The 19,603-nt window shown below is 58.9% G+C and carries 21 protein-coding genes; 18 read left to right on the top strand and 3 right to left on the bottom strand.

Features of this window, described 5'->3' with window-relative positions:
• Nucleotides 1–107: 107 nt before the first annotated feature.
• Nucleotides 108–3,440 carry a TM0106 family RecB-like putative nuclease gene (locus ACR0DU_RS00595; protein WP_480871908.1) on the bottom strand — a complete coding sequence of 1,111 codons (3,333 nt, stop codon included), beginning with the start codon at nt 3,438–3,440 and terminating at the stop codon, nt 108–110.
• A 105-nt stretch (nt 3,441–3,545) separates the two neighbouring features.
• Between ACR0DU_RS00595 and ACR0DU_RS00590 the strand changes: the two genes are divergently transcribed.
• Entirely contained in the window at nt 3,546–4,529 is a 984-nt protein-coding gene (locus ACR0DU_RS00590; protein ID WP_480871906.1) for a helix-turn-helix transcriptional regulator, read from the top strand.
• Between the two features lie 22 nt (nt 4,530–4,551).
• A complete protein-coding gene (locus ACR0DU_RS00585; protein ID WP_480871904.1) occupies nt 4,552–5,217 on the top strand; it encodes a hypothetical protein in 666 nt (221 codons plus the stop codon).
• Nucleotides 5,218–5,393: 176 nt separating this feature from the next.
• Here the strand turns inward: ACR0DU_RS00585 and ACR0DU_RS00580 are convergent, their stop codons facing one another.
• Nucleotides 5,394–6,242, bottom strand: coding sequence for an OST-HTH/LOTUS domain-containing protein (locus ACR0DU_RS00580; protein ID WP_480871903.1), 849 nt, complete (start codon nt 6,240–6,242; stop codon nt 5,394–5,396).
• 145 nt (nt 6,243–6,387) lie between these two features.
• Nucleotides 6,388–6,666: a hypothetical protein gene (locus ACR0DU_RS00575; RefSeq protein WP_480871902.1), complete on the bottom strand. Its 279-nt coding sequence runs from the start codon at nt 6,664–6,666 to the stop codon at nt 6,388–6,390.
• Nucleotides 6,667–6,838: 172 nt separating this feature from the next.
• Between ACR0DU_RS00575 and ACR0DU_RS00570 the strand changes: the two genes are divergently transcribed.
• From ACR0DU_RS00570 to ACR0DU_RS00495, 16 genes are all read left to right on the top strand, one after another.
• Entirely contained in the window at nt 6,839–7,156 is a 318-nt protein-coding gene (locus ACR0DU_RS00570; protein ID WP_480871900.1) for a hypothetical protein, read from the top strand.
• A 64-nt stretch (nt 7,157–7,220) separates the two neighbouring features.
• Entirely contained in the window at nt 7,221–7,799 is a 579-nt protein-coding gene (locus ACR0DU_RS00565; RefSeq protein ID WP_480871898.1) for a lytic transglycosylase domain-containing protein, read from the top strand.
• Nucleotides 7,799–8,089: a TrbC/VirB2 family type IV secretion system protein gene (locus tag ACR0DU_RS00560; RefSeq protein WP_480871896.1), complete on the top strand. Its 291-nt coding sequence runs from the start codon at nt 7,799–7,801 to the stop codon at nt 8,087–8,089. Before ACR0DU_RS00565 ends, ACR0DU_RS00560 begins: the two co-directional genes overlap by 1 nt.
• A 7-nt stretch (nt 8,090–8,096) precedes the next feature.
• On the top strand, nt 8,097–8,375 hold the full coding sequence (locus tag ACR0DU_RS00555; RefSeq protein ID WP_480871894.1) for a VirB3 family type IV secretion system protein: 279 nt from the start codon (nt 8,097–8,099) through the stop codon (nt 8,373–8,375).
• On the top strand, nt 8,365–10,731 hold the full coding sequence (locus ACR0DU_RS00550; protein WP_480871892.1) for a VirB4 family type IV secretion/conjugal transfer ATPase: 2,367 nt from the start codon (nt 8,365–8,367) through the stop codon (nt 10,729–10,731). Before ACR0DU_RS00555 ends, ACR0DU_RS00550 begins: the two co-directional genes overlap by 11 nt.
• Nucleotides 10,724–10,882 carry a hypothetical protein gene (locus ACR0DU_RS00545; RefSeq protein ID WP_480871891.1) on the top strand — a complete coding sequence of 53 codons (159 nt, stop codon included), beginning with the start codon at nt 10,724–10,726 and terminating at the stop codon, nt 10,880–10,882. Before ACR0DU_RS00550 ends, ACR0DU_RS00545 begins: the two co-directional genes overlap by 8 nt.
• Nucleotides 10,875–12,023 carry a lytic transglycosylase domain-containing protein gene (locus ACR0DU_RS00540; RefSeq protein WP_480871889.1) on the top strand — a complete coding sequence of 383 codons (1,149 nt, stop codon included), beginning with the start codon at nt 10,875–10,877 and terminating at the stop codon, nt 12,021–12,023. The genes ACR0DU_RS00545 and ACR0DU_RS00540 overlap by 8 nt, the downstream gene beginning before the upstream one ends.
• Nucleotides 12,020–12,799, top strand: a complete 780-nt coding sequence (locus ACR0DU_RS00535; protein WP_209596957.1) for a type IV secretion system protein — start codon at nt 12,020–12,022, stop codon at nt 12,797–12,799. Before ACR0DU_RS00540 ends, ACR0DU_RS00535 begins: the two co-directional genes overlap by 4 nt.
• Before the next feature lie 4 nt (nt 12,800–12,803).
• A complete protein-coding gene (locus ACR0DU_RS00530; RefSeq protein WP_480871887.1) occupies nt 12,804–13,454 on the top strand; it encodes a VirB8 family type IV secretion system protein in 651 nt (216 codons plus the stop codon).
• 3 nt (nt 13,455–13,457) lie between these two features.
• Nucleotides 13,458–14,153 carry a TrbG/VirB9 family P-type conjugative transfer protein gene (locus ACR0DU_RS00525; protein WP_480871885.1) on the top strand — a complete coding sequence of 232 codons (696 nt, stop codon included), beginning with the start codon at nt 13,458–13,460 and terminating at the stop codon, nt 14,151–14,153.
• Nucleotides 14,146–15,459 (top strand): TraB/TrbI/VirB10 family type IV secretion system protein, encoded by a 1,314-nt coding sequence (locus tag ACR0DU_RS00520; protein ID WP_480871883.1) that lies wholly within the window; start codon nt 14,146–14,148, stop codon nt 15,457–15,459. The genes ACR0DU_RS00525 and ACR0DU_RS00520 overlap by 8 nt, the downstream gene beginning before the upstream one ends.
• Nucleotides 15,460–15,461: 2 nt before the next feature.
• Complete coding sequence (locus ACR0DU_RS00515; protein ID WP_480871881.1) at nt 15,462–16,457, top strand: ATPase, T2SS/T4P/T4SS family; 996 nt, start codon at nt 15,462–15,464, stop codon at nt 16,455–16,457.
• On the top strand, nt 16,450–16,626 hold the full coding sequence (locus ACR0DU_RS00510) for a DUF4177 domain-containing protein (protein ID WP_458878735.1): 177 nt from the start codon (nt 16,450–16,452) through the stop codon (nt 16,624–16,626). The genes ACR0DU_RS00515 and ACR0DU_RS00510 overlap by 8 nt, the downstream gene beginning before the upstream one ends.
• A 20-nt stretch (nt 16,627–16,646) precedes the next feature.
• Nucleotides 16,647–17,645 carry a TrbL/VirB6 family protein gene (locus ACR0DU_RS00505; RefSeq protein ID WP_480871879.1) on the top strand — a complete coding sequence of 333 codons (999 nt, stop codon included), beginning with the start codon at nt 16,647–16,649 and terminating at the stop codon, nt 17,643–17,645.
• Nucleotides 17,646–17,864: 219 nt separating this feature from the next.
• A complete protein-coding gene (locus ACR0DU_RS00500; RefSeq protein ID WP_480871877.1) occupies nt 17,865–18,494 on the top strand; it encodes a hypothetical protein in 630 nt (209 codons plus the stop codon).
• Nucleotides 18,451–19,575: a helix-turn-helix domain-containing protein gene (locus ACR0DU_RS00495; RefSeq protein WP_480871875.1), complete on the top strand. Its 1,125-nt coding sequence runs from the start codon at nt 18,451–18,453 to the stop codon at nt 19,573–19,575. Before ACR0DU_RS00500 ends, ACR0DU_RS00495 begins: the two co-directional genes overlap by 44 nt.
• Nucleotides 19,576–19,603 lie beyond the last annotated feature (28 nt).

Below are 19,603 nucleotides of genomic sequence, written 5' to 3'. Positions count from 1 at the left end.
TTAGACTGAGCAGCGACAGACGGTCCGAACACTTCAAGACTTGGCGAAGGATTTGGAACCCTGCTGGAAGGTATAAAGCTGCACTAATTGATGTTAGTATCTTGAATTCAGTCACTTTTAAACCTCCGATCAACTCCCAATTGAAAGTCTGGCGCTAGAGGAAGAGCACACAGCGTATTTACCAACTGCATTTGCTCGACAGTATTGCACTTCGCCTCACGCAATCGCGGGGCTCCAAATACCAATGCGAGGCCCTTGGCGCGGGAGACCGCGACATTGATGCGGTTCAGAGAAAACAGAAACTCCATCCCGCGCGAGGTTTCTTCGGCGGAAGATGCCGTCATGGAAACCAGGCAGACCGGCGCCTCTTGCCCCTGAAACTTGTCCACGGTTCCGACACGAACACCCAACGGAAGGGCATCCCGCAGAGCGTTTACCTGAGCGTTGTACGGAGCGACGACAATGATGTCCGTCTCGAGCATCGGCCGCGTGCTGCCGTTCTTCTCCGTCCAGCTGCCGTCGAGAAGGTCAGTGACGGTTTTGCCAATAACGTCGACTTCTTCCTGTGCGATCTGTGCATTACCCTCATGGGGGACCGGCACCCAGAAAGCTCCGGCTTCGGGAAGCGCCGTGCCTGCCACGCGCTGGTGAGCGGTATCAGGATGGCTGGTCAGTCGGCCTTCATACACCTGTTCCGAGATAAACCGACAGACCTCCGGGTGCATGCGCCGGGATGTGGGAAGGAAGATGCCCCGCTCGGGTGGAACCGTCGCGTGCTCACCGAGCATCCAATCCAGGCACGACAGGTTCGCAGGTTCGGGATGCGCTCCCTGAATGACCTGCGGCAACTGGCGTGGGTCGCCCACAAGCACGATGTTTCGCGCGGCACGACCCATGGCAGCCATATTTGCCAAGCCAACCTGGCCCGCCTCGTCGACGAACAGCCAGTCAAAAGCCTGCACATTCTCGTCGCGGGAAAAGAACCACGCCGTGCCGCCCACGACATGGGCGTCTGATAGCGCAGGGTCGTCGTTCGACTGGGCGCGGGCAATCCCGGAAAAACCGTCGGGATACCCATCCTCACCGCCGCCAACCTTGTGCGCCAGTTCGGCGTTTTCCAACGTGATGTCGGGATCGTCATCCTCGAGGGCGAGAATACAGCCCATCAGAACATTGCGGATCGCCTCGTGACTATTCGAAGCGACTCCAACGCGGAACCCTTGGCGGACAAGGGACAGGATCGCGCGGGCGCTGACATAGGTCTTGCCGGTACCGGGTGGTCCCTGGATCGGCAGGACCGTCCCATCCATGTCATTCACCACGGCAATGGTGCCTGCAACGGGGTCTGCCCCGCCCAGAAGATCGCCCCTTGGACCAGAGCGCAGACGCGGTGCAGCGCGCGACAGCAGGTCATCCACCGCCGTGTACCGGCGCGCGCCGCACTGATCCGCGATCACATCGCGCAAAGCACCGGCAATGACACCTGTCTGGATCGGCCAGTCCGGATGCAGCGTCAGCTGTTCCGTCAGTAGGTCGGCCTTGCCCGGGCCTGCTTTGACCGTGACCTCACGTGCCCGCCGGTCCATGGACTCGATGCCGACCGTTATCGGGGGGCTGTCGAATACGGGAACCGTCGCCTTTTTTCCGCTGCGAAGCTTCGTTGCCTGTTCGGGATAGGTGTATCGGCGCGCGAAGGATCGCTTGACGGGTTCGACAGGACCCGCTGCCTCAAGCCCGCCAAGCGCATCGAGATCGTCGAGCAGATCATCTTCGTCTTTCGCAGCGCTATCGAACACGGCCCATTGTGCAGGCTTCACCTCACGGCTGTGAAAGACGCCGAGGTTGAACAGCATATCCTGCCGCGCCTCGGGCAAGCCGGACCCTGCCAGCATGTTGCGCAGAGCTTGCGTATCGGCGTCCTCTTCGACCTCCTTATCTCCGGCATCCAGGGCGAGTGCTGGCCAAGGACCAGAAGGCCGGATGCCAACCAGCCAATCGCGCAATTCCTCGGTCGAGATACAGTCGACGCGGTTGTAATCCTCAATCTCGTCCAGAATCTGCTGGTCCTGCATTTCGCGCCAGCGCTCATAGGCCACGACCGAGCCACCCGCCGTCTTGACCTCACCGTCGCGCTTGCGGTCGTAGAAAGCCTCCATCGATTTGATCGAATAGTTCGGTTCCGATCCGATCAGCCCGCCGCGCACGACGGCGAACAGATCTACGAAGCGGCTTTCTCTCAACAACCGGTCGAGGAAAGCCTCACCGATCCCATATTTCGTGGTCAGGCGTTTGAGCGCTGTGATCTCGTATGGCGCGTAGTGATAGATGCGCGCAGTGGGGTATTGCGAAATCCGCGCGCGAAAGAACGCTAGCAAGTCCGACAATGCCCGCGCCTCGGCATCGTGGTCATGGGCCCAGAAAGCCTGGAACTGCCCGTCGAACCAGATGCCGTGCAGATATTCGAGGCCGCCCTCGTAATGCGGATCGCCTTCGATGTCATAGAACAGGTCGCCGGGCTGGGGTTCAGGCAGGAGGCCGAAGCCTTTGCCTGGCTCCAGTGCCCGCAGTTCGAAATCTGGCTCCCCGGTTTTGCGGGCCTGCTGCAGACGGGCTTGAGTGACCAAACGGGCCTGGGTGTTTTCGGCCATTCCGCGCACTGGGTGATCCAACGTCGAGAGAGCCTCCAATGTGTGAACACCCGCTGTTTCTAGCTTTTTCACCTGACCACGACTGATGTTGGCGACATTGAACAAGCTGTCTTCGGCGTGCCAGACGCTGTTGCAATGTTCGGCCCAGCGGCACAGGCCGCAATCAGCACATGGCACCGGGCGGGTCGGCTGTGGGTCAGAGACGAAGGCTTCCAGCCGCGAGCGCGCCATGCGCGCATAAGGAGAGTAGTCCGCCAGGCGCAGCGTCGCGCGCGTGCCGTCGCCCAATTCGACATGCGCGAACGTAGGTACCACACCCTGAATTTCCGCCAACAGGTCGGAATACAGAACCAGTTGCAGCACATGTTTGGGATCGGCCCGACGTTTCAGTTTGGTGTCGGTCACCTCATAGCTGAACGGTCCAAACGCAGAGGGGGTCTCGACACGCTCCAGAAAGTCAGACCAGCCGCCCCAACTCCCCGACAGAAACGCGCCCTGAAACACGACATCCGGACCAGCGGAAAGCGCTGCGCGCGTGGCCTCGGCGTTTTTGCCAAGTTTGCCACGCTCGATTTCCACGACCGTGCGTCCGGCGTCCTTGAGGCGTGCCAGGTGTGCTGCCTCATGTGCATCGCCCTGCTTTTGCAACAGTGCTGCGTCCTCGGTGTCTTCTCCCGGCGCCGGGCCCGTTCCGAGCATATGCGCCAGATCAAGGGTGGTCGCGTGTGCGCAGCCCATGAAGCGCATGAGATCCGTGGCGGACAGAAAGATGCGGCCGTCGAGATCCCTCATGACTACTCCATTACAAATATAGATCAATCTCCAAGGGATTCACCTCGACAGACTGTAAGTTCATCAATACCTTACAAGGGTGTCAATTTCTGACATGGAGGTCAAATGTCTTTCGCCAAAGCGCAGGATCTGCTTCGCCTCGCTCAAATGGCTGCATCCCGCCGGGGCGGCGTCAGTCTCGAGGACATTTGCGCTGAATTTGATGTTTCGCACCGCACCGCTCAACGGATGACCGAGGCTCTCGAAGCAGCTTTTACAAATGTTTCTACCAAGGACGATGTGGAAAGGCGGCGTTTTTGGCGGATGGACGCACCCTTGCCAGACCGACTGCAGCCCCGGCAGGAAACGGCGATCGAGGCGCTTGAAATTGCGGCACGTACCGCGCGCGATGAAGGGCGAATACGGCATTCACGCGCTCTGGAGGATCTCCGTGACGCGCTGCTGGCACGTTTAAATCCAAGGGACGCGCTTCGTTCGGAAGCCGATGCTGAAGCGGTGCTGGCTGGATTGGGCCAAGTCACGCGCCCCGGCCCTACCGTCACACTGAAGCCTGCCGTGACAGATGCTGTCATCGAAGCGCTGCGCGGTCCATTTCGGCTGCGCGTCTGCTATGGGCCTCAGGGTGCTGCGCAGCGTGTGATCGAGCCACACGGTATACTGCTGGGACACCGCAGCTATCTCGTCGCGCGCCAACCCTCGCGTGGAGAAGGCATTCTGAATTTCCGCATGGATCGGATTCATGAGGCGGATGTTCTGAACGAAAGCTTCCAGTTTGCCTCGGGTTTCTCTCTAGAGACCTATGCCGCTCAGGCGTTTGGTGTCTATCAGGACCCCGAACAATATGGCGAAGTCGTGTGGCGCTTCACACCTGAAGCCGCGGAGCGCGCCGCCGAATTCCGTTTTCATCCCACCCAAGTTGTCGAGCCTCAGGACGATGGCAGTCTGATCGTCAGGTTCAAGGCAGCGGGTTGGTTGGAAATGGCTTGGCACCTCTATCAATGGGGCGACAAGGTAGACGTATTGGCGCCAGCAGGATTGCGCGAATTGATTGCGGGCCACCAGAGGTCGGATTTCGACGCTTTGCCATGAAGATATTGAACAGGAATTTACTATGACAAACGGCCTTGACCATGCAGCTCTAAAGGCAAAACAACGCGCCATTCGCGAAGGTTTCCCCGAAACCATGGGACTGCGCGCTCATCGTGCCATCAGTTGGGTCGGCCGTGCAGAAGCCTGCGGCGAGGATGATGATGCACGCTTCATTTTCCTCTGGATCGCATTCAACGCCGCATATGCCGACGAGCAGGAGTTTAAAGCGATCGCCCCGGGAGAACGCGCTGCTTTCGTCGAATACTTCGGTCGGCTCGTCGCTCTTGATGAAGACCAACGCATCTACAAGGCACTGTGGCAACGGTTTTCAGGCCCGGTTCGGATGCTCATGGAAAACCGGTATGTCTTCAATCCATTCTGGCAATACCACAATGGGGTTGATGAGTTCGAGGATTGGGAGGATCGCTTTGCCTCCTCGTCCCGCTCCTTTGCATCATCATTCCAAATGGGCGACAGTGCACGCGTCCTGAGCTTTGTCTTCGACCGGTTGTATGTCCTGCGTAATCAGCTCGTTCATGGAGGGTCAACCTGGAACAGCGATGTGAACCGGGCGCAGGTTCGGGACGGTGCTGAAATCCTTGGGTTTCTGATGCCTGTGTTCATCGACATCATGATGGACAATCCAAATGAAAACTGGGGTAAACCATTTTATCCGGTGGTAGCCTAGTCGCCCTCGCGCATGTACTTTGGCGCGAGCGTTTAGAGGGCGCTTCCAGCAATGCGTGTCGTTGGGTGCGTTTGTGCGAGCTCTAAGTGAGCCCACCCTTGGAACACCATCAGAATGATCTGATTTTCCGACCAACGCCACATAAACCGCCCAGCACACACGCGATCTTTGAGACGTTATTTTTCTTGAAAGAACGCTGATCGCCGCCCCTGCTTTTCAAAATACTTTAGCTTAAAATTAGACGCTTCATGTACAACCTGGCGCCAACTCTTGCAGCCGTATTTCGATGGAGTTTGCTCGGGATTCCGTGCAGCTATCCATCTACCAGCCTCGTCGACACATGCCCACCCGTCGACCGACAGAACCGAAAATGCCTCCCTTAGTGCTATGACAACGCCATTATGTTCCCATTCCAGCGCCTGGTCTTTGGAAACACGGTTGAATACATTACCTCTAAATGCGTCAGATTGAATCACGTCAGACAACATCCTGCGCATTCGAATCATATCTTTCGCCCACTCCGACAGCTGCTGGAAATGATCTTCGATAAGTTTGAGCGACACGCTCAAGGACTCTTTAGCCACAACGCAACCATCCACACTTTGCATGTCAAAGTGGTCGAAAAAGTGATGAACCAAATCGTTGCGCAAGGTTACAAGCTCCTTGAGTTCCTGATCTATTCGCGCAAATTCCGAAGCTGGAAGGCTCAATTGCGTCGCTTGGGCAATCCAAGCGCCATCTTCAGGCAAGCTTGAGGATGAATCTTGGGGTGCGCTTTCGTCAATGGGAACGACATAAGAACCGAGGAGTTCACCAACCAGCGAGCCAAGTGTCTTACGAGCGGTTTCCTCCGCTCGCGCCGCTCGAACTTGCTCTATGCTGTTGGCAGGCCCTGATACTTTGTGATCTGCCACGATAGCTTTAATGAGCCGCTCGTATTGTTGAAGCCGCAGTATGCATTTTCCCAGAAAAAGCTGGACCTCTTTCTGGTGCGCGTCCAGCTCGTGTTCTAGCGATACATCCATTTAAAGTACCTAGTAAAAATAACCTGCACAGCCAACATAACACCGGCATCACTGATGATCCCACTTTTTTGTTTTCGACCAGATGTTTGTCGCTAAGCATTTGCAAACCCCACCCGGACAAGTCTGAGAAATTTGATTGTGATACCTACTCAGCTTCAAATTCTAGAAATCGCGCATATGCTTCGCTAAATTCTCGCGCCTGCACAAACAGCTCCCGTCGCTCCTGATCCTGGCAACGGAAATACTTCTCGACATCGGTAAAATACGTCTCCGCATCGCGCCTCAACAGGTCAGCATATGCCCGCACGTCGTCGGCATTGGTCGGCATCCAAGGCGGCGCAGGCGGCAGGCAAGTGCCCGCAATCGCGGCAGAACCCCAGCTCAGAACGACCATAACCGCCCATGTTTGTTTCAAAAGCGCCATATTATCTTGGCTCAGCCACTCCGTTGCAGTAAATTTGTTTCAACGCATGAATGGCGCAATAACGCAAATTGCACCTATTGATTGCAAGATTATAATATTGTATCGGTCCGGTAGTCCATGAGGGACTGCCGGGCTAATGCACAATTCTGCAAGGCTCGATCCTATGAATTTGATGCAAGACGCCCCTAATGTTGTCAGTGAAGACGGGCTGCGCACACTACTTGCCGAGGGTCATTCGGCGGATGTTGTGTGCCGGGTTACGCCCACACGTACAGGTGCTCAGTGGTCCGGAGTTTGGACCGTGCATTGTGTCTCGCCAGATGGCGAGACGCGCCGCCTGCTCGTCACTGCGCGCAACAACATGGCTGCCCGAGAGTTCAAGACAATCAACGGCTTATCCAGCTTCCTTGCAGGGCTGGGCGTCTCGATCGTTTCGATCCCCATGCTCGAAGGCAAGGTTGCCTCGCACAAATTGGACGACGCGGGCTAAGCCACTTGCCGTCCTCGCAGCATTCCTTGCTGCACCCGCCTATTCTGAAGGCTTCGTTCTTTCCATGCGAGCCGATGGGCAGCTGGAAACCAAAGCACCCCAATCAGGTTTTGCACAAAGCTACGTCGACGGGATTGGTGCAAACCCGCCAGAGCTGATCGTTTTCGCAGCGCCTGAGCCTGAAGCTCCCCCTCCTGCACCGGCCCGCGCAGTTCCCCGGCCCGAAATCCTCGCAGCTCTTGAAAGCACCGCGCATCGTTATGGCGGGCATCCTGCACTGCGTCGCTCCGGGCTGTCGGTGACGGAATGGCAGGCGCTGTTCCAAGCCAATATAGAGATTGAAAGCGCCTATCGCCCGAATGCGCGCAGTTCCGCAGGTGCGATCGGCCTCGGACAGTTGATGCCAACGACGGCCGCGCAGCTTGGTGTGGATCCGCATGATTGGCAGGCCAACCTCGATGGCTCTGCCCGCTACCTCCTGATGATGTTGGCGCAGTTTGGCACGCCCGAACTCGCGCTCGCTGCCTATAACGCGGGACCAGACGCGGTCTCGCGCTATGGCGGCATCCCTCCCTACCGAGAAACCCAAAATCACGTGCGCCGCGTCATGGCCGTGCGTGATCGACTGACTGGAGCCTCCTGATGCACTTACAATTCCGCACGATCCTGTCGCTGGCTCTGGCCAGTTTGATGATTGCCAATCCCGCCTTGGCGCAGAGCATCGACCTCTCGCCGGTGCAGAACCTTCTGCAAGGCATCGTCGACACGATCACCGGCCCCCTGGGCATAGTCATCGGCACCTTGGCCCTGATCGGCGTGTTCCTCTCATGGCTCTTTGGCATTCTGGATTTCCGCCAGGCCCTTTGGGTGCTGGTCGCTATCGCAGGCATCGCAGCTGCGCCGACCATCGTGACCGCCATCTGGGGCGCGTAAATTTGGCATGGCAACGCAAACCCGCCTCTTCCTGGGCCTGATCCGGCCGCCAAAGCTCATCGGCTTGCCGATCATGTATGCCATGGTCTGGCTATTCGGGTTTGCGTTGCTGTTTCTTTGGGTTCAAAGCTGGCCGGTGATCATCATCGCCGCTCTGGCCTACCCTGCGCTGTGGAAAGCGGCCGATTGGGATCCGGCCTTTCTTGAGGTGATGGTCACTGCCCTACAGGAAACGCCTCCGACGCCAAATCGCAAGATCCATTCGGCGGACAGCTATGCTCCGTGATCCGTCGGATGATCTTACCGTGCTACCGGACTGGGCGCGCAAAGAGCGCCCAATCGCCAGCATGCTGCCCTATGTCAGCCTCGTGAATGACGTGACGATCCGCACACGCGGCAATGCGCTGTTCCAGTGCATCCGCCTTGATGGTGTCAACAGCATGACCAGTGATGACGCGCATTTGGAGAAAATCCGCGCGCTCTTCGCGGCGATCATTGCGCAGATTGGGCCAGAGTACAGTTTCTACGTCCACAAGGTTTCAAAAGCGATCGAGACCGCCTTGCCACCAGTGCCCAATGAGGGGTTTGCCCAAGCCCTGGACAGCCGTTGGCAAATGGCAATGGCGCGGGCAGGCCTGCGGGACAAGACTCTCACACTCACGGTACTGAAACGTCCGCCCCTCGGTGCGCGACTGCGCCTGAAACGTTCAGACTCCATCGCACAGCTGAAAGACCAGACAGCCAAGCAACTGCGCAAGCTCGAGGAAGTCGTGGGGTTTCTGCTGTCGTCCTTTGCAGAGATAAACCCGCGCCTGCTACGCGCTGAATGCGGCGAGCTACTCGGGTTCCTCGGGGCGCTAAACATCGGCCAGGAAAGGCCGCTCTTCGCAAAATCCCGCTTTGGCGTCATTGCCGAAGATGTAGCCAACACCCGCGTCACGTTTCAGGGGCATGGCTTTTTGCTCGAAGAGGGGACGGCGGGCAAACGGTTTGGCACCAGCTTTGCGATTAAGACCTACCCGGCCAAAACCAACTGCACCATGTTTGATGAGCTGAACCTGCCCGTCGACTTGGTCGTCACGCATTCCTTCACGCCGATCAACAGCAACATCATGGCCAGCCGGATCAAACGCCAACAGCGTCTGATGAAGGCCAGTGATGATGGTGCGATTTCTCTTGCTGAAGAATTGGTCGACGCGCTCGACGATCTTGAATCCAAGCGCCTTAGCTTTGGCGATCATCACATGACGGTGACGGTTTTCGCCGAGACCGAGGAAAAGCTGGAAGCAATCGCCGCCGAGGTGCGCAACATCGCGGCCAGTGAAGGCGTTAATCTGGTGAATGAGAGCTTTGCGGCTCGGACGCATTATTTCGCGCAGCATCCGGGCAATGGGCAGATGCGCAGCCGCAAGGCCGCAATCACGAATACGAACTTTGCAGACCTCGCAGCGCTGCATCGCGGTCAACTGGGCAAACCCGGACACAAAGTGCCTTGGGGCAAGCCGATTACCCTCTTCCCGACACCTGAGCGTTCGGGCTTTCTCTTTAACTACCATGAGACAGGTCAGCCGGACAAAGAACCGACTGGCGGGCACACCTTGATCCTCGGCCGTCCTGGCTCAGGCAAGTCAGTGCTGTCGGCCTTCCTCATGACCCAAGCCCGTCGCTGCGACGCGCGCGTCTTTGTCTTCGACTATCGCGCGGGCATGGAAATGGCTGTGCGCGCGAATGGCGGGCGCTACAGCGCCATCAAGGCAGGTGAAGCAACTGGTCTCAACCCGCTGCGCACCGAGATCGACGGGCGCGGGCAAGCCTGGCTCTCCGATTGGCTGGCCACGCTCTTACATCGCACCGACAAGCCCCTCAGCCCAGTCCAGATCAATCGAATTCAGGAAGTGGTGCGCCAAAACGCCGGGGCGAGCGATGCCGCCCTACGCAACTGGCAGGATTTGGCCTCGCTCTTTGTGGCTGGGGCGGATGAAGGGGATCTGTTCGAACGGATTCAGGAATGGACCGCAGATGGCCGCTATGGCTGGATCTTCGGTCAAAGCTCTGAGGACACCTTCTCGCTCGATGGTGATGTGGTGGGATTCGACCTGACCGGGATTCTCGACAGCGAAAGCGAGAAAGAACGCATGGCGGTCCTGTCCTACCTATTTCGGCGGGTGGAGCGCGTGATCGAAGACCGCCAGCCGACGTTAATCATCATTGATGAGGCCTGGAAGGCACTCGACAACCCGTATTTCGCGGATCGGCTCAGTAACTGGCTGGTCACGGCGCGCAAACAAAACGCGGTTGTCGTGATGATGACCCAATACGCAAGCCAGCTCGAGAAAACTCGCACCGGCAAGACGATTGTCGAGGCTGTGCCGACGCAGCTCCTGCTTCCCAACATCCGCACCTCGGCCAGTGATTACACCATGCTGGGGCTCACTGACAAAGAGCTGAGCGTCTTGCTCGGCACCGGCGGCAATTCCCGCCTTGCGCTGGTGCGTGATGATCAAGGCTCGGTCGTGATCGATGCCGATCTCAGCGTACTTGGCCCCTACCTCACGATCCTTGGCGGCATGGAAAAAGGCGAGGCGCTGGTCGGCGCGGATTATCGCCAAAACCCCGATTTTTGGAGACAGATTGATGCGTAGCCTTTGCGTGCTGACCCTTACCCTTTTGACCCTGACAGCCTGCGCGGAATACCGGCCATCTGAAGCCGAATGCTTCAACTCCTTTGCCGAGGTCAGCCGCAGTAACTGCAATTTCGAGCTGCTCGGACCGATTGGTGGTCTCAGTGAGTAAGTACCGCCTGCATATCTTTGCAGGCTTGGTGTCGCTCGCCGCGCCAGTGGCCTTTGCCCAGGGCGTGCCCACATTTGATGCGGGCATGTTTTTGCAGCGCGAGCGCGTCTTGCAGCAAGGTGAACAAGATCTGGCGCTGCAGCGGGATCGGTTAACCAAAGAGGAAGAGCTTGAAGAGCTCGAGCAAGAACAACTCCAGGCGCTGGAAGACATCCTCAATGCCACGACGTTGGCCAGCGGGAACTCAGGCGCACTGGTCGCAAGCCTGGAAGCTGGTTCATCGCCTGAAAGCGCCGCTGACATGCTCTATGGTTCGGTCGATCCGAACCCCGGCGCGGGCCAGATGTTCGGCGATGCCTCGGGATCAATTGAAGAGCTGATCATTCGCGCTTCTCAGGAAACGCATCATATGTCCGGCGTGCGCGCTGCCGGTCTATCGCCCAAACAATGGCGCTGCTTGTTGCAGGCGCTGATCTGGCAGGAAAGCCGCTTCACCATCGGCGCGCGCTCGCCCGTTGGTGCATTCGGCCTGACCCAGATCATGCCCGGTACGGCGCAGGATCTCGGGATTTATCCCGCCTATTATGAAAATCCCTATATCCAGGTCACGGGCGGCGCGCGCTATCTGGCGCAGATGCTGGCCATGTTTGATGGCAACATCATTCACGGGCTGGCCGCCTACAATGCCGGTCCCGGCAATGTGCAGCGCTACGGCGGTGTGCCGCCATTCGCTGAAACCAAACACTACGTTCAGGTGATCCCCGAGCGTTTTAATCTCTACCTCGTCCGCGTGGGCGGCGTCGACGCGCTTGGCACCATTGATCCAGTTTTGCTCGCCAACTCCACAATGAGCCTGACCTCATTCGGCGCAGGGGTCTATGGCGATTACTCCTTGGTCTCCGTGCAAGCGGCCGCGTTGCGCGTGCAGGACATCATCAGGCGCATTGGCGAGACAGATGACATTCACGCTGCCATGTCGCTCAACACCTATGCGCGGGCCGAACTCGCCCGCTTGATCGCCATCCGCACGCGCCTCAAGGCCGCCCACACCCGCCCCCTCAGCGCGGCAGAGCTGGCCATGGCGGCCGCTCAGGCGCGCGAACAAGACTTCATGCAATTTGATCTGGAGGCACTCCGATGATCCGCTTTTTTTCCACCGTAGCCACTTGCGCGTTGCTGGTTGCCTCACCCCTGTCTGCCCAAGGCGTTCCCACGGTCGACACACGCAACATCGCCCAGGAAATTCGTCAGCTGCAGCAGATGCTTGAAGATTTCGGGATCCAGACCGACCAACTCGACACGCTTCTCGAGCAGCTCGATCTGGTGCAGCAGCAACTCGACACGCTCAATGAGACCTACGCCGCGCTGACCGGCGCGACGGACATCATTGAAATGGCCATGGGTGGCGATCTCGACGGGCTTCTCGATCAGGAATTCGGCGATCTTCTGGGCACCATCAGGCAAATCCAGAGCGGCGATTACAGCGGCCTGATCGGTAATGCCGCCCCTCAGATGGAGGGCCGCATGACGCAAGCCTTGGAGGACGCAGGCTTTGACCAAGACAGCCTGTCCGACATGGCGAGCAGCGGCAATCCGGGGGCGGAGCGCATTGCCAGTCAGGCGGGTACTGGGGCGGTGATGTCAGCGGCCGCTGAGAACAGCTATGAAGAAGCCGCGCAATCCCTAGAACGGGTCGAACAGCTGGTCTCGCTAATCCCGGACATGGAAACGCTCAAGGAAGCCGTCGATCACAACACCCGTGTCACAGCCGAGCTGGCTATTGCCATGACGCGCATGTGGGAGCTCGAAGCCATCCAGACTGTCGGCGCGGGCCAATCTGGCGTTGTGGATGCCGCCACGCTGGCTGAAGAGCGCCGATACATGGACTTCACCCTGCCAGACTTGCGCGCGGACTGATCCCATGAACAGTGAGGCAGAAATCATCGAAGAAGAGCTCGTCTACGGCGCACGACGACGCGAGCTCATGTGGCAGAAGCTGGGGTTGACAGGCATAGCGTTTGGCATGGCAGGTTGCCTCGCCGCCGCCCTCGTGGCCCTGTTCGACGTGGACCCGCCGCCCATGATCGTGCCCTTTGATAGCGAAACCGGCATGGCCCTCCCCAATGCCGTGGTTGAAGCGGTCTCACTCACGGAACGCCCCGCTATCATCGAGGCACAGGTCTACCGCTATGTCATCGATCGAGAGACGTACAATCAGCTCGACAATGACGTGCGCGTGCGGCGGGTCCTGGATCAGTCGGACAGAGCGGCCGCAACAGGTCTGCGTGCGCTCTGGACCAGTGGTCACGAGGCATACCCACCCGACAGCTACGGCACAGATGCCAGGCTTGATGTCGAGGTTCTGTCGATCACGCATATCAGCGCCAATCGCGCCCAGGTGCGCCTGCGCAAGCGGCTGAACTCACCGCGCGGCAGTCAAAACGGGCTCTTTACCGCAACCCTGATGTTTGAGTTTCGGCCGGAGAACAGCCGGTCGATCGACGATGTCTGGCAAAATCCCTTCGGCTTCACTGTCACCGAATACGCGATCCGCTCGGATCGTTTGGAGTAACCAATGCGCCGCCTGTTCCTGATCCTCGCCTTCCTTGTTCCTCTTGTTGGGACCGCCTATGCCGAAACGCAGCCGCGCCAGGGCCCCTATGATGCCCGCGTCCGGCTGGCCACCTATCAAGACGGGCAGGTTTACCGCATCCGCACAAGCCTGACCCATGTGACCAGCATTGAATTCGGCCAAGGCGAGACCATCCGCTCGATCATTGCTGGCGACACAGAAGGGTTCCTTCTCGACGGCGTGCCCGGTGGCCAGGCCTTTGCAATCAAGCCCGTCACGCGCGGCGCGCATACAAACATCACCGTCTACACCAACCGGCGCAGCTATTATTTCAACGTCACTGAGGCGAGTTCACCGACATTCTACGTCATTCGCTTTGCCTATCCCGATTCTGCTCCCCAGCAGTCTCGAGTTGCCGCAAGCGAGCCCGCGAACCATGCTTACGGGGTCAGCGCGCGATCCGAGATCACGCCGCGCGAAATCTGGGACGACGGCACATTCACCTATTTCCGCTTTGCTGCAAACGCGCCGCTGCCCGCGATCTTTCGCTGGTCCGGTGGCAATGAGCGCAGCGTGAATGCGCTCGCGCGGCCAGACGGCGTGATCCGCGTTTCAGGTGTCAGTGATCGGTGGGTTCTACGGCTCGGCGAGGACGAGATCTGCGTCCAAGAGATGAGCGAGGCAAATCAGGATGAGTGAAACAACCGAGCTTAAGAAACGCCTCGAAGCGCTTGAAGGCAAACCACAAAACCCAAAGGCGCGCCCGTCTGTTACCGCCGTTGCCCTCGGCATTGGGGCAATCGCTGGCCTTGGCGGTATCTTGCTGTTGTTCTCTGGCGGCTCTGAACCCGAAGGCCTCGAAACCGCCTCACCCGATGAATTCCAGGCGGCAGGACCGGGCTTTGGTGCGCTCGAGCCCGCGCCTGCACCGATCGACACATCCCAACCGCCGGAGCCGGAACCGGCCAGCGAAACAGAGGAGCTGCGCGCCCAGATGGACGCCATGCGCACCGAGCTTGAAGCCCTGCGAAACGCACCAGCGCCCGAAGCACCGGCCGTCGACACAGAAGCATTGGATACCTTGGGCGCAGAGATCGATGCCCTGCGCAGCGAGGCAGCAGCAACGCAAGCCGCCTTGCGCGAAGAGTTGGAAGAACGTGCACGACAAATCCAGCGACTGCAGAACGATCTAGAGCTTGCGCGCCTGGAAACGCCGCGCACGCCCGCACCAACCGGCCCCACGGCCGAAGAACTGCGCCTTCAGGAGCTCGAGCGGCGGCGGCAAGCCGAACTTGAGGAACTCCAAGCCCGCATCGCCAGTCCTATCATCGCCTTTGGCGGCACCGGAGGCGGCAACAATGAAACCGCCGCGCAGCAGCGGCGGCTTGATGGGGACACCGAATTTGTCCGCAATGGCGCTGAACCCGCTGAGGTGACGCAGGCCCAGTTGATCGTGAACCCGTCAAACACCGTTGTTCAGGGCACGATGATCCAGGCCGTGCTCGAGACAGCGATCGACAGCTCGCTCGCCGGTCAGGTCCGCGCGATGGTATCGGAAGATGTCCACGCCTATGACGGCTCGCGGATCCTGATCCCGCGCGGGGCCCGCCTGATCGGGCGGTATCAATCTGGTCTCGATATTGCGCAGCAACGCGTGACCATCGCATGGGACCGGATCATTCTGCCCAGCAACCAGACCGTTGAAATCAGCGCTTTTGGTGGCGACGAACTGGGACGCTCCGGCACGACCGGTTTTGTCGACAGCCGTTTTGGCACGCGGTTCGGGTCAGCCGCCCTGATATCACTGATCGGAGCCTTGCCTGCCGTCGCCGCCCAAAACACAGAAGATGAGATCGCCTCGGATGTGCTCGAGGGCATTGGCGAAGACCTTCAGGACAGCGCGCAAAGCGTGATTGGCGAATATCTCTCCGTCTCGCCCGTGATCTATGTCGACCAAGGAGCCCGCGTCACAGTGATGGTCGACCGCGATCTGGAGATCTTCTGACCATGGCCGCCAGCTATCTGCAAAGCTCGATGGACAAGATCCCCGAGGCGCGCGATCCAAAGCTGATCGAGCTTTGCATCAATCCTGACGGCGCGCTGTGGGCGGAGTTTCAGGGAGATCACTTCATGCGGCGCGTCAATCGACAGCTCTCGCCCAATGAAATCAAAGACCTTGGCAATCAGATTGCTTCGGCCGCGAACACCACCCTCAGCCGGACCAAGCCTATTGTTTCGGTCAGTATCGCCTACCGCGACCGCCCCATCCGCGCGCAAGTCATCCAGCCCCCCGCCGTCGATGGCGGTTACGCAATTTCCCTGCGGTTCTTCGCAGACCTTCCGTTAGAACAGATCAAGCTGTCTTACCTGTTCGGAAAAGAGCGCAGCAACGAGGGTGCAAGACGCAAGCGCAATGCCGAGCTGCGCGATGTCGTGGCCACCGGCGACATCGACGCCGCGATCAAGTTCTGCGTCACCCACAAGCTCAACATGATCGTGTCCGGCGGGACCTCCACCGGCAAGACCGTCACGGCGCGCAAGATCCTCTCGTTCGTGCCCGCCGACGAGCGCATCATCACAATCGAAGAGGCCGCCGAGTTGCGTCCGACGCAGCCCAATGTCGTCACGTTGATGTCTGACCGCGATGAGGCCACGCGCAGCGCTGATGTCCTGCTGACCTCTACGCTCCGCATGCGACCGGACCGCATTGTCCTGGGCGAAGTGCGTGGCAAAGAGGCCATGACTTTCCTTGAGGCCATCAACACCGGCCACGGCGGCTCTCTCACCACGCTGCACGCTGAAACGCCACAACTTGCGGTCCAGCGCCTGGCCATCGCCGCCCTGAAAACCGACGTGCCCATGACCTACCAGGACATGAACGACTACATCACCCGCTCGATCGATGTGATCATCCAGGCTGGTCGCCATGAAGGCGCACGCGGCATCACTGAATTCTACCTGCCGATTGATCCGGCCCATTCAAAGGAAACAGCCCATGTTTGAATACAAGATTGAACTGATCAACACCGCCAAGACAAAGCCACCGAAGATCGAGGCGCAGCTGACCGCCCTTGGCCAAGATGGCTGGGAGCTGGTCTCCGTCGTGCCGGATTTCGACGGTGAGCACATCCTGAAGGCCTTCTTGAAGCGTCGCACTGGTGAGAGCACCTAAGCCAACCCGAGGAAGAGCCGATGGGCGTCGTGACCTGGATGGTAGAGACAACCGACAACTTTCTGGAAGACGCCGCCCAAACCACCTTTGGCAACGTCGCCGGTCAGCTTGGTGGCGTGATTGCCGTGGCTTCGACGCTGGCTGTGATCGGCGTCTTCCTCAACATGGTGTTTCAATACAAATCCATGGATGGGCGGACCGCCTTCTGGTTCGCCCTCAAGCTCATGCTGATCTCTCTGTTTGCGATGAATTGGGTCCAATTCAACGCGGTGGCCAGCGCGCTCATTGACGGGCTCGACCAACTCGCGGGCGGCATGGTGGCTGGGCTTGGCGGCGGCGGTGCAGGTGCATCCTACTTTGCCGAGGCCTTCGACGATCTTATCGAAGAATTTGGCGATTATCTGAACGCGGCCGGTGACAACATGCATTGGATGGCCGGTGCCCTCATCGGCGCAATCGGCGCATTCCTCTTGGGCGTCATCGGCGCACTCTGCGGCCTTGTCCTGATCTTCGCAAAGATCATGCTGGCCTTCATGATCGGCATCGCCCCCATCATGATCGCGCTTTCGCTGTTTGATGTCAGCAAGGATTATTTTCACCGTTGGCTGTCCAGCACGGTATCCTACGCGCTCTACCCCCTCGTGATTGCAGGGGTGTTTTCAACGGTCGTCGGCATGTCGCGCTCGCTGATGACCGAACTCGGCGATCCCTCTGGCGCAAGTAACATCGGCGCGCTTGTGCCCTTCTTCATGATGATGTTCCTCGCAGGCGGCATGATCATCGCCACCCCGCTGATCGTGCGCTCAATCTCAGGCAACTTCATGATGGCCGGACCGCCGAGCATTCCCGGTCCGGGCGGGTTCGCAAAAGGCTTGATTGGCACCAAAGGGTCACGGGCGCGGGCACGGTTTGGGACCAGGTCGAATGCTGAGATCGCCGGGGCTGGGATACGCCAGGCAGGTGGAGCTACTGTTTCGGTGGTCCAGAGGGTTGCTGATAGGGCCAAAAGGCTGGAGTAAAATCCGGCCCTTACCTGCCACTCATTAGGCGCCAAGATACCGCGACGCGGCGTTTCACTTTTCTGCCGTTCGCGCAACGTGCAGCACTTGAATCATCGCAACTGTGGAGGTGCGAAGTTTCGCCTCTCACTATTCGTGGGGTCAATACGAATTGAAGCTTGACCGTGTCGATTTTTTCGACCAACCTGTAGGTCAAGAAAATCGACACGAGGCGCAGACATGACCGAGCATATCGAAACCAGCATTCTGCAGGAGCCCGCCGACATCAACCAGCGGCTTGCCCAGCTTGGGTTGACCCGCGAGGGGTTGATCCGCGCGGTCCAAGTGGCGCTAGCCGAACGCAATAACGCCACTGGCCTGCATCCGTCGAACGCGGCTGGCACCTTCTCCTACCATCACGGCGTGGCGGCCATCCGCCGCGAATACTTGGGGGACGATTGGGAAATCGACCGCCGCGACGGGATCGAGGCGATCCGCAACGACGCCCTCGGGATCAAGGTCTCGTTCTGCAATGTCGATGAAGCATGCGGCCGCGATCACCCCAAACCGCGCTCGGAAAAGGGCGCGGGGGCGGAACGCGCCAGCGGGCCGAACCTTTTTGAGCACGCTGGAGCGGGCGATCTTGCACCCCATGCGCCGAAACCGGTTGATGGGCCAGCGCTGTTTTACCTGATGGTGGATCAGCAGGGCCGGGCAGAACTCACGCGCCCTGTGATTGCCCGCCGCACCTTCGTGGCGGCTTTGGAGCGCATCTTTTTGATCGAGGACGTTGAAGAAGACGACACGATCCTGCCGCTCGATACCGATGATATCGCGGATGATTTCGAGCCGCAGATCGTTCGCAAGTAGAACGCCGATGTTCAACGCTGGGAGACTATCACTTGCCCGCGCAAGGCGCGGCATGACGGCCAAAGCCCTGGCCGAAAAGGCCGGGGTTGGCGTGGATACGATCACGCGGCTTGAAAAAGGCCGCAATGAGCCAGAGCCCGAAACCATTGAGAAGTTGGGGGAGGCCTTGGGCTATCCGCCAAGCTTCTTCATGGGCGAGGATATTGAGGCGGTTGATGTCGGGGCCGTCAGCTTCCGCTCCTTCTCAAAGATGACTGCCCGCGAGCGAAACGCGGCCATCGCTGCCGGATCACTCGGCTTGCTGCTCAACAGCTGGATTGAGGACCGTTTCGGCTTGCCCGATCCGGATTTCCCTGACGAGCTGTCGGAAGAAACCGACCCCGAAGTCGCCGCGACCCGCCTGCGCCAGCATTGGGGGATCGGGCAACAGCCCATCGGCAATCTGTTGGGTTTGCTGGAAACCAAGGGCATACGGATGCTGTCGCTGTCTGAGAATACGGCATCGGTCAACGCCTTCTCATTCTGGCGTGGTGGAAAGCCCTACGTATTTCTTAACAACTTCAAGAGTGCCGAAAGCAGCCGCTTCGATGCGGCCCACGAGCTTGGCCACCTGGTCTTGCACAGGCATGGTGATCCCAAAGGCGACCGCTCTCTTGAGAAAGAGGCCAACAGCTTTGCCTCTGCCTTCCTGATGCCTGCCGACGATGTGCGGGCGCGCGTTCCTCGTGTGATCTCGACCGAAATCATCCTCAAGGCCAAGCTACGCTGGCGCGTGTCTGCGATGGCTTTGGCCTATAGGTTGCACCACATAGGGCGGCTGTCGGATTGGCAATACAAGTCAATCTGCATCGACCTTTCACGCCGAGGCTATCGGTTAGGCGAGCCTGTCGGCATCGAGCGGGAAACCTCGGTACTGTGGAAGAAGGTGCTGACAATACTTTGGCAGGAAAGAGTCACTCGCGACGATATTTCTGAGGAACTGGGTCTGCCGGTCGATGAACTGGACAGCCTTATTGGGAGTCTGACAGGAACTGAACGAGGCGAGCGTCCAACTAGGAGAGGATCACTCAATGCTGTCTGACGCGCTGCTCCCGCAAGTCCAAGCCGAC

Source organism: Ruegeria sp. G2 (genome assembly GCF_056533505.1).
This window is presented reverse-complemented; position numbering and strand designations above follow the sequence as displayed.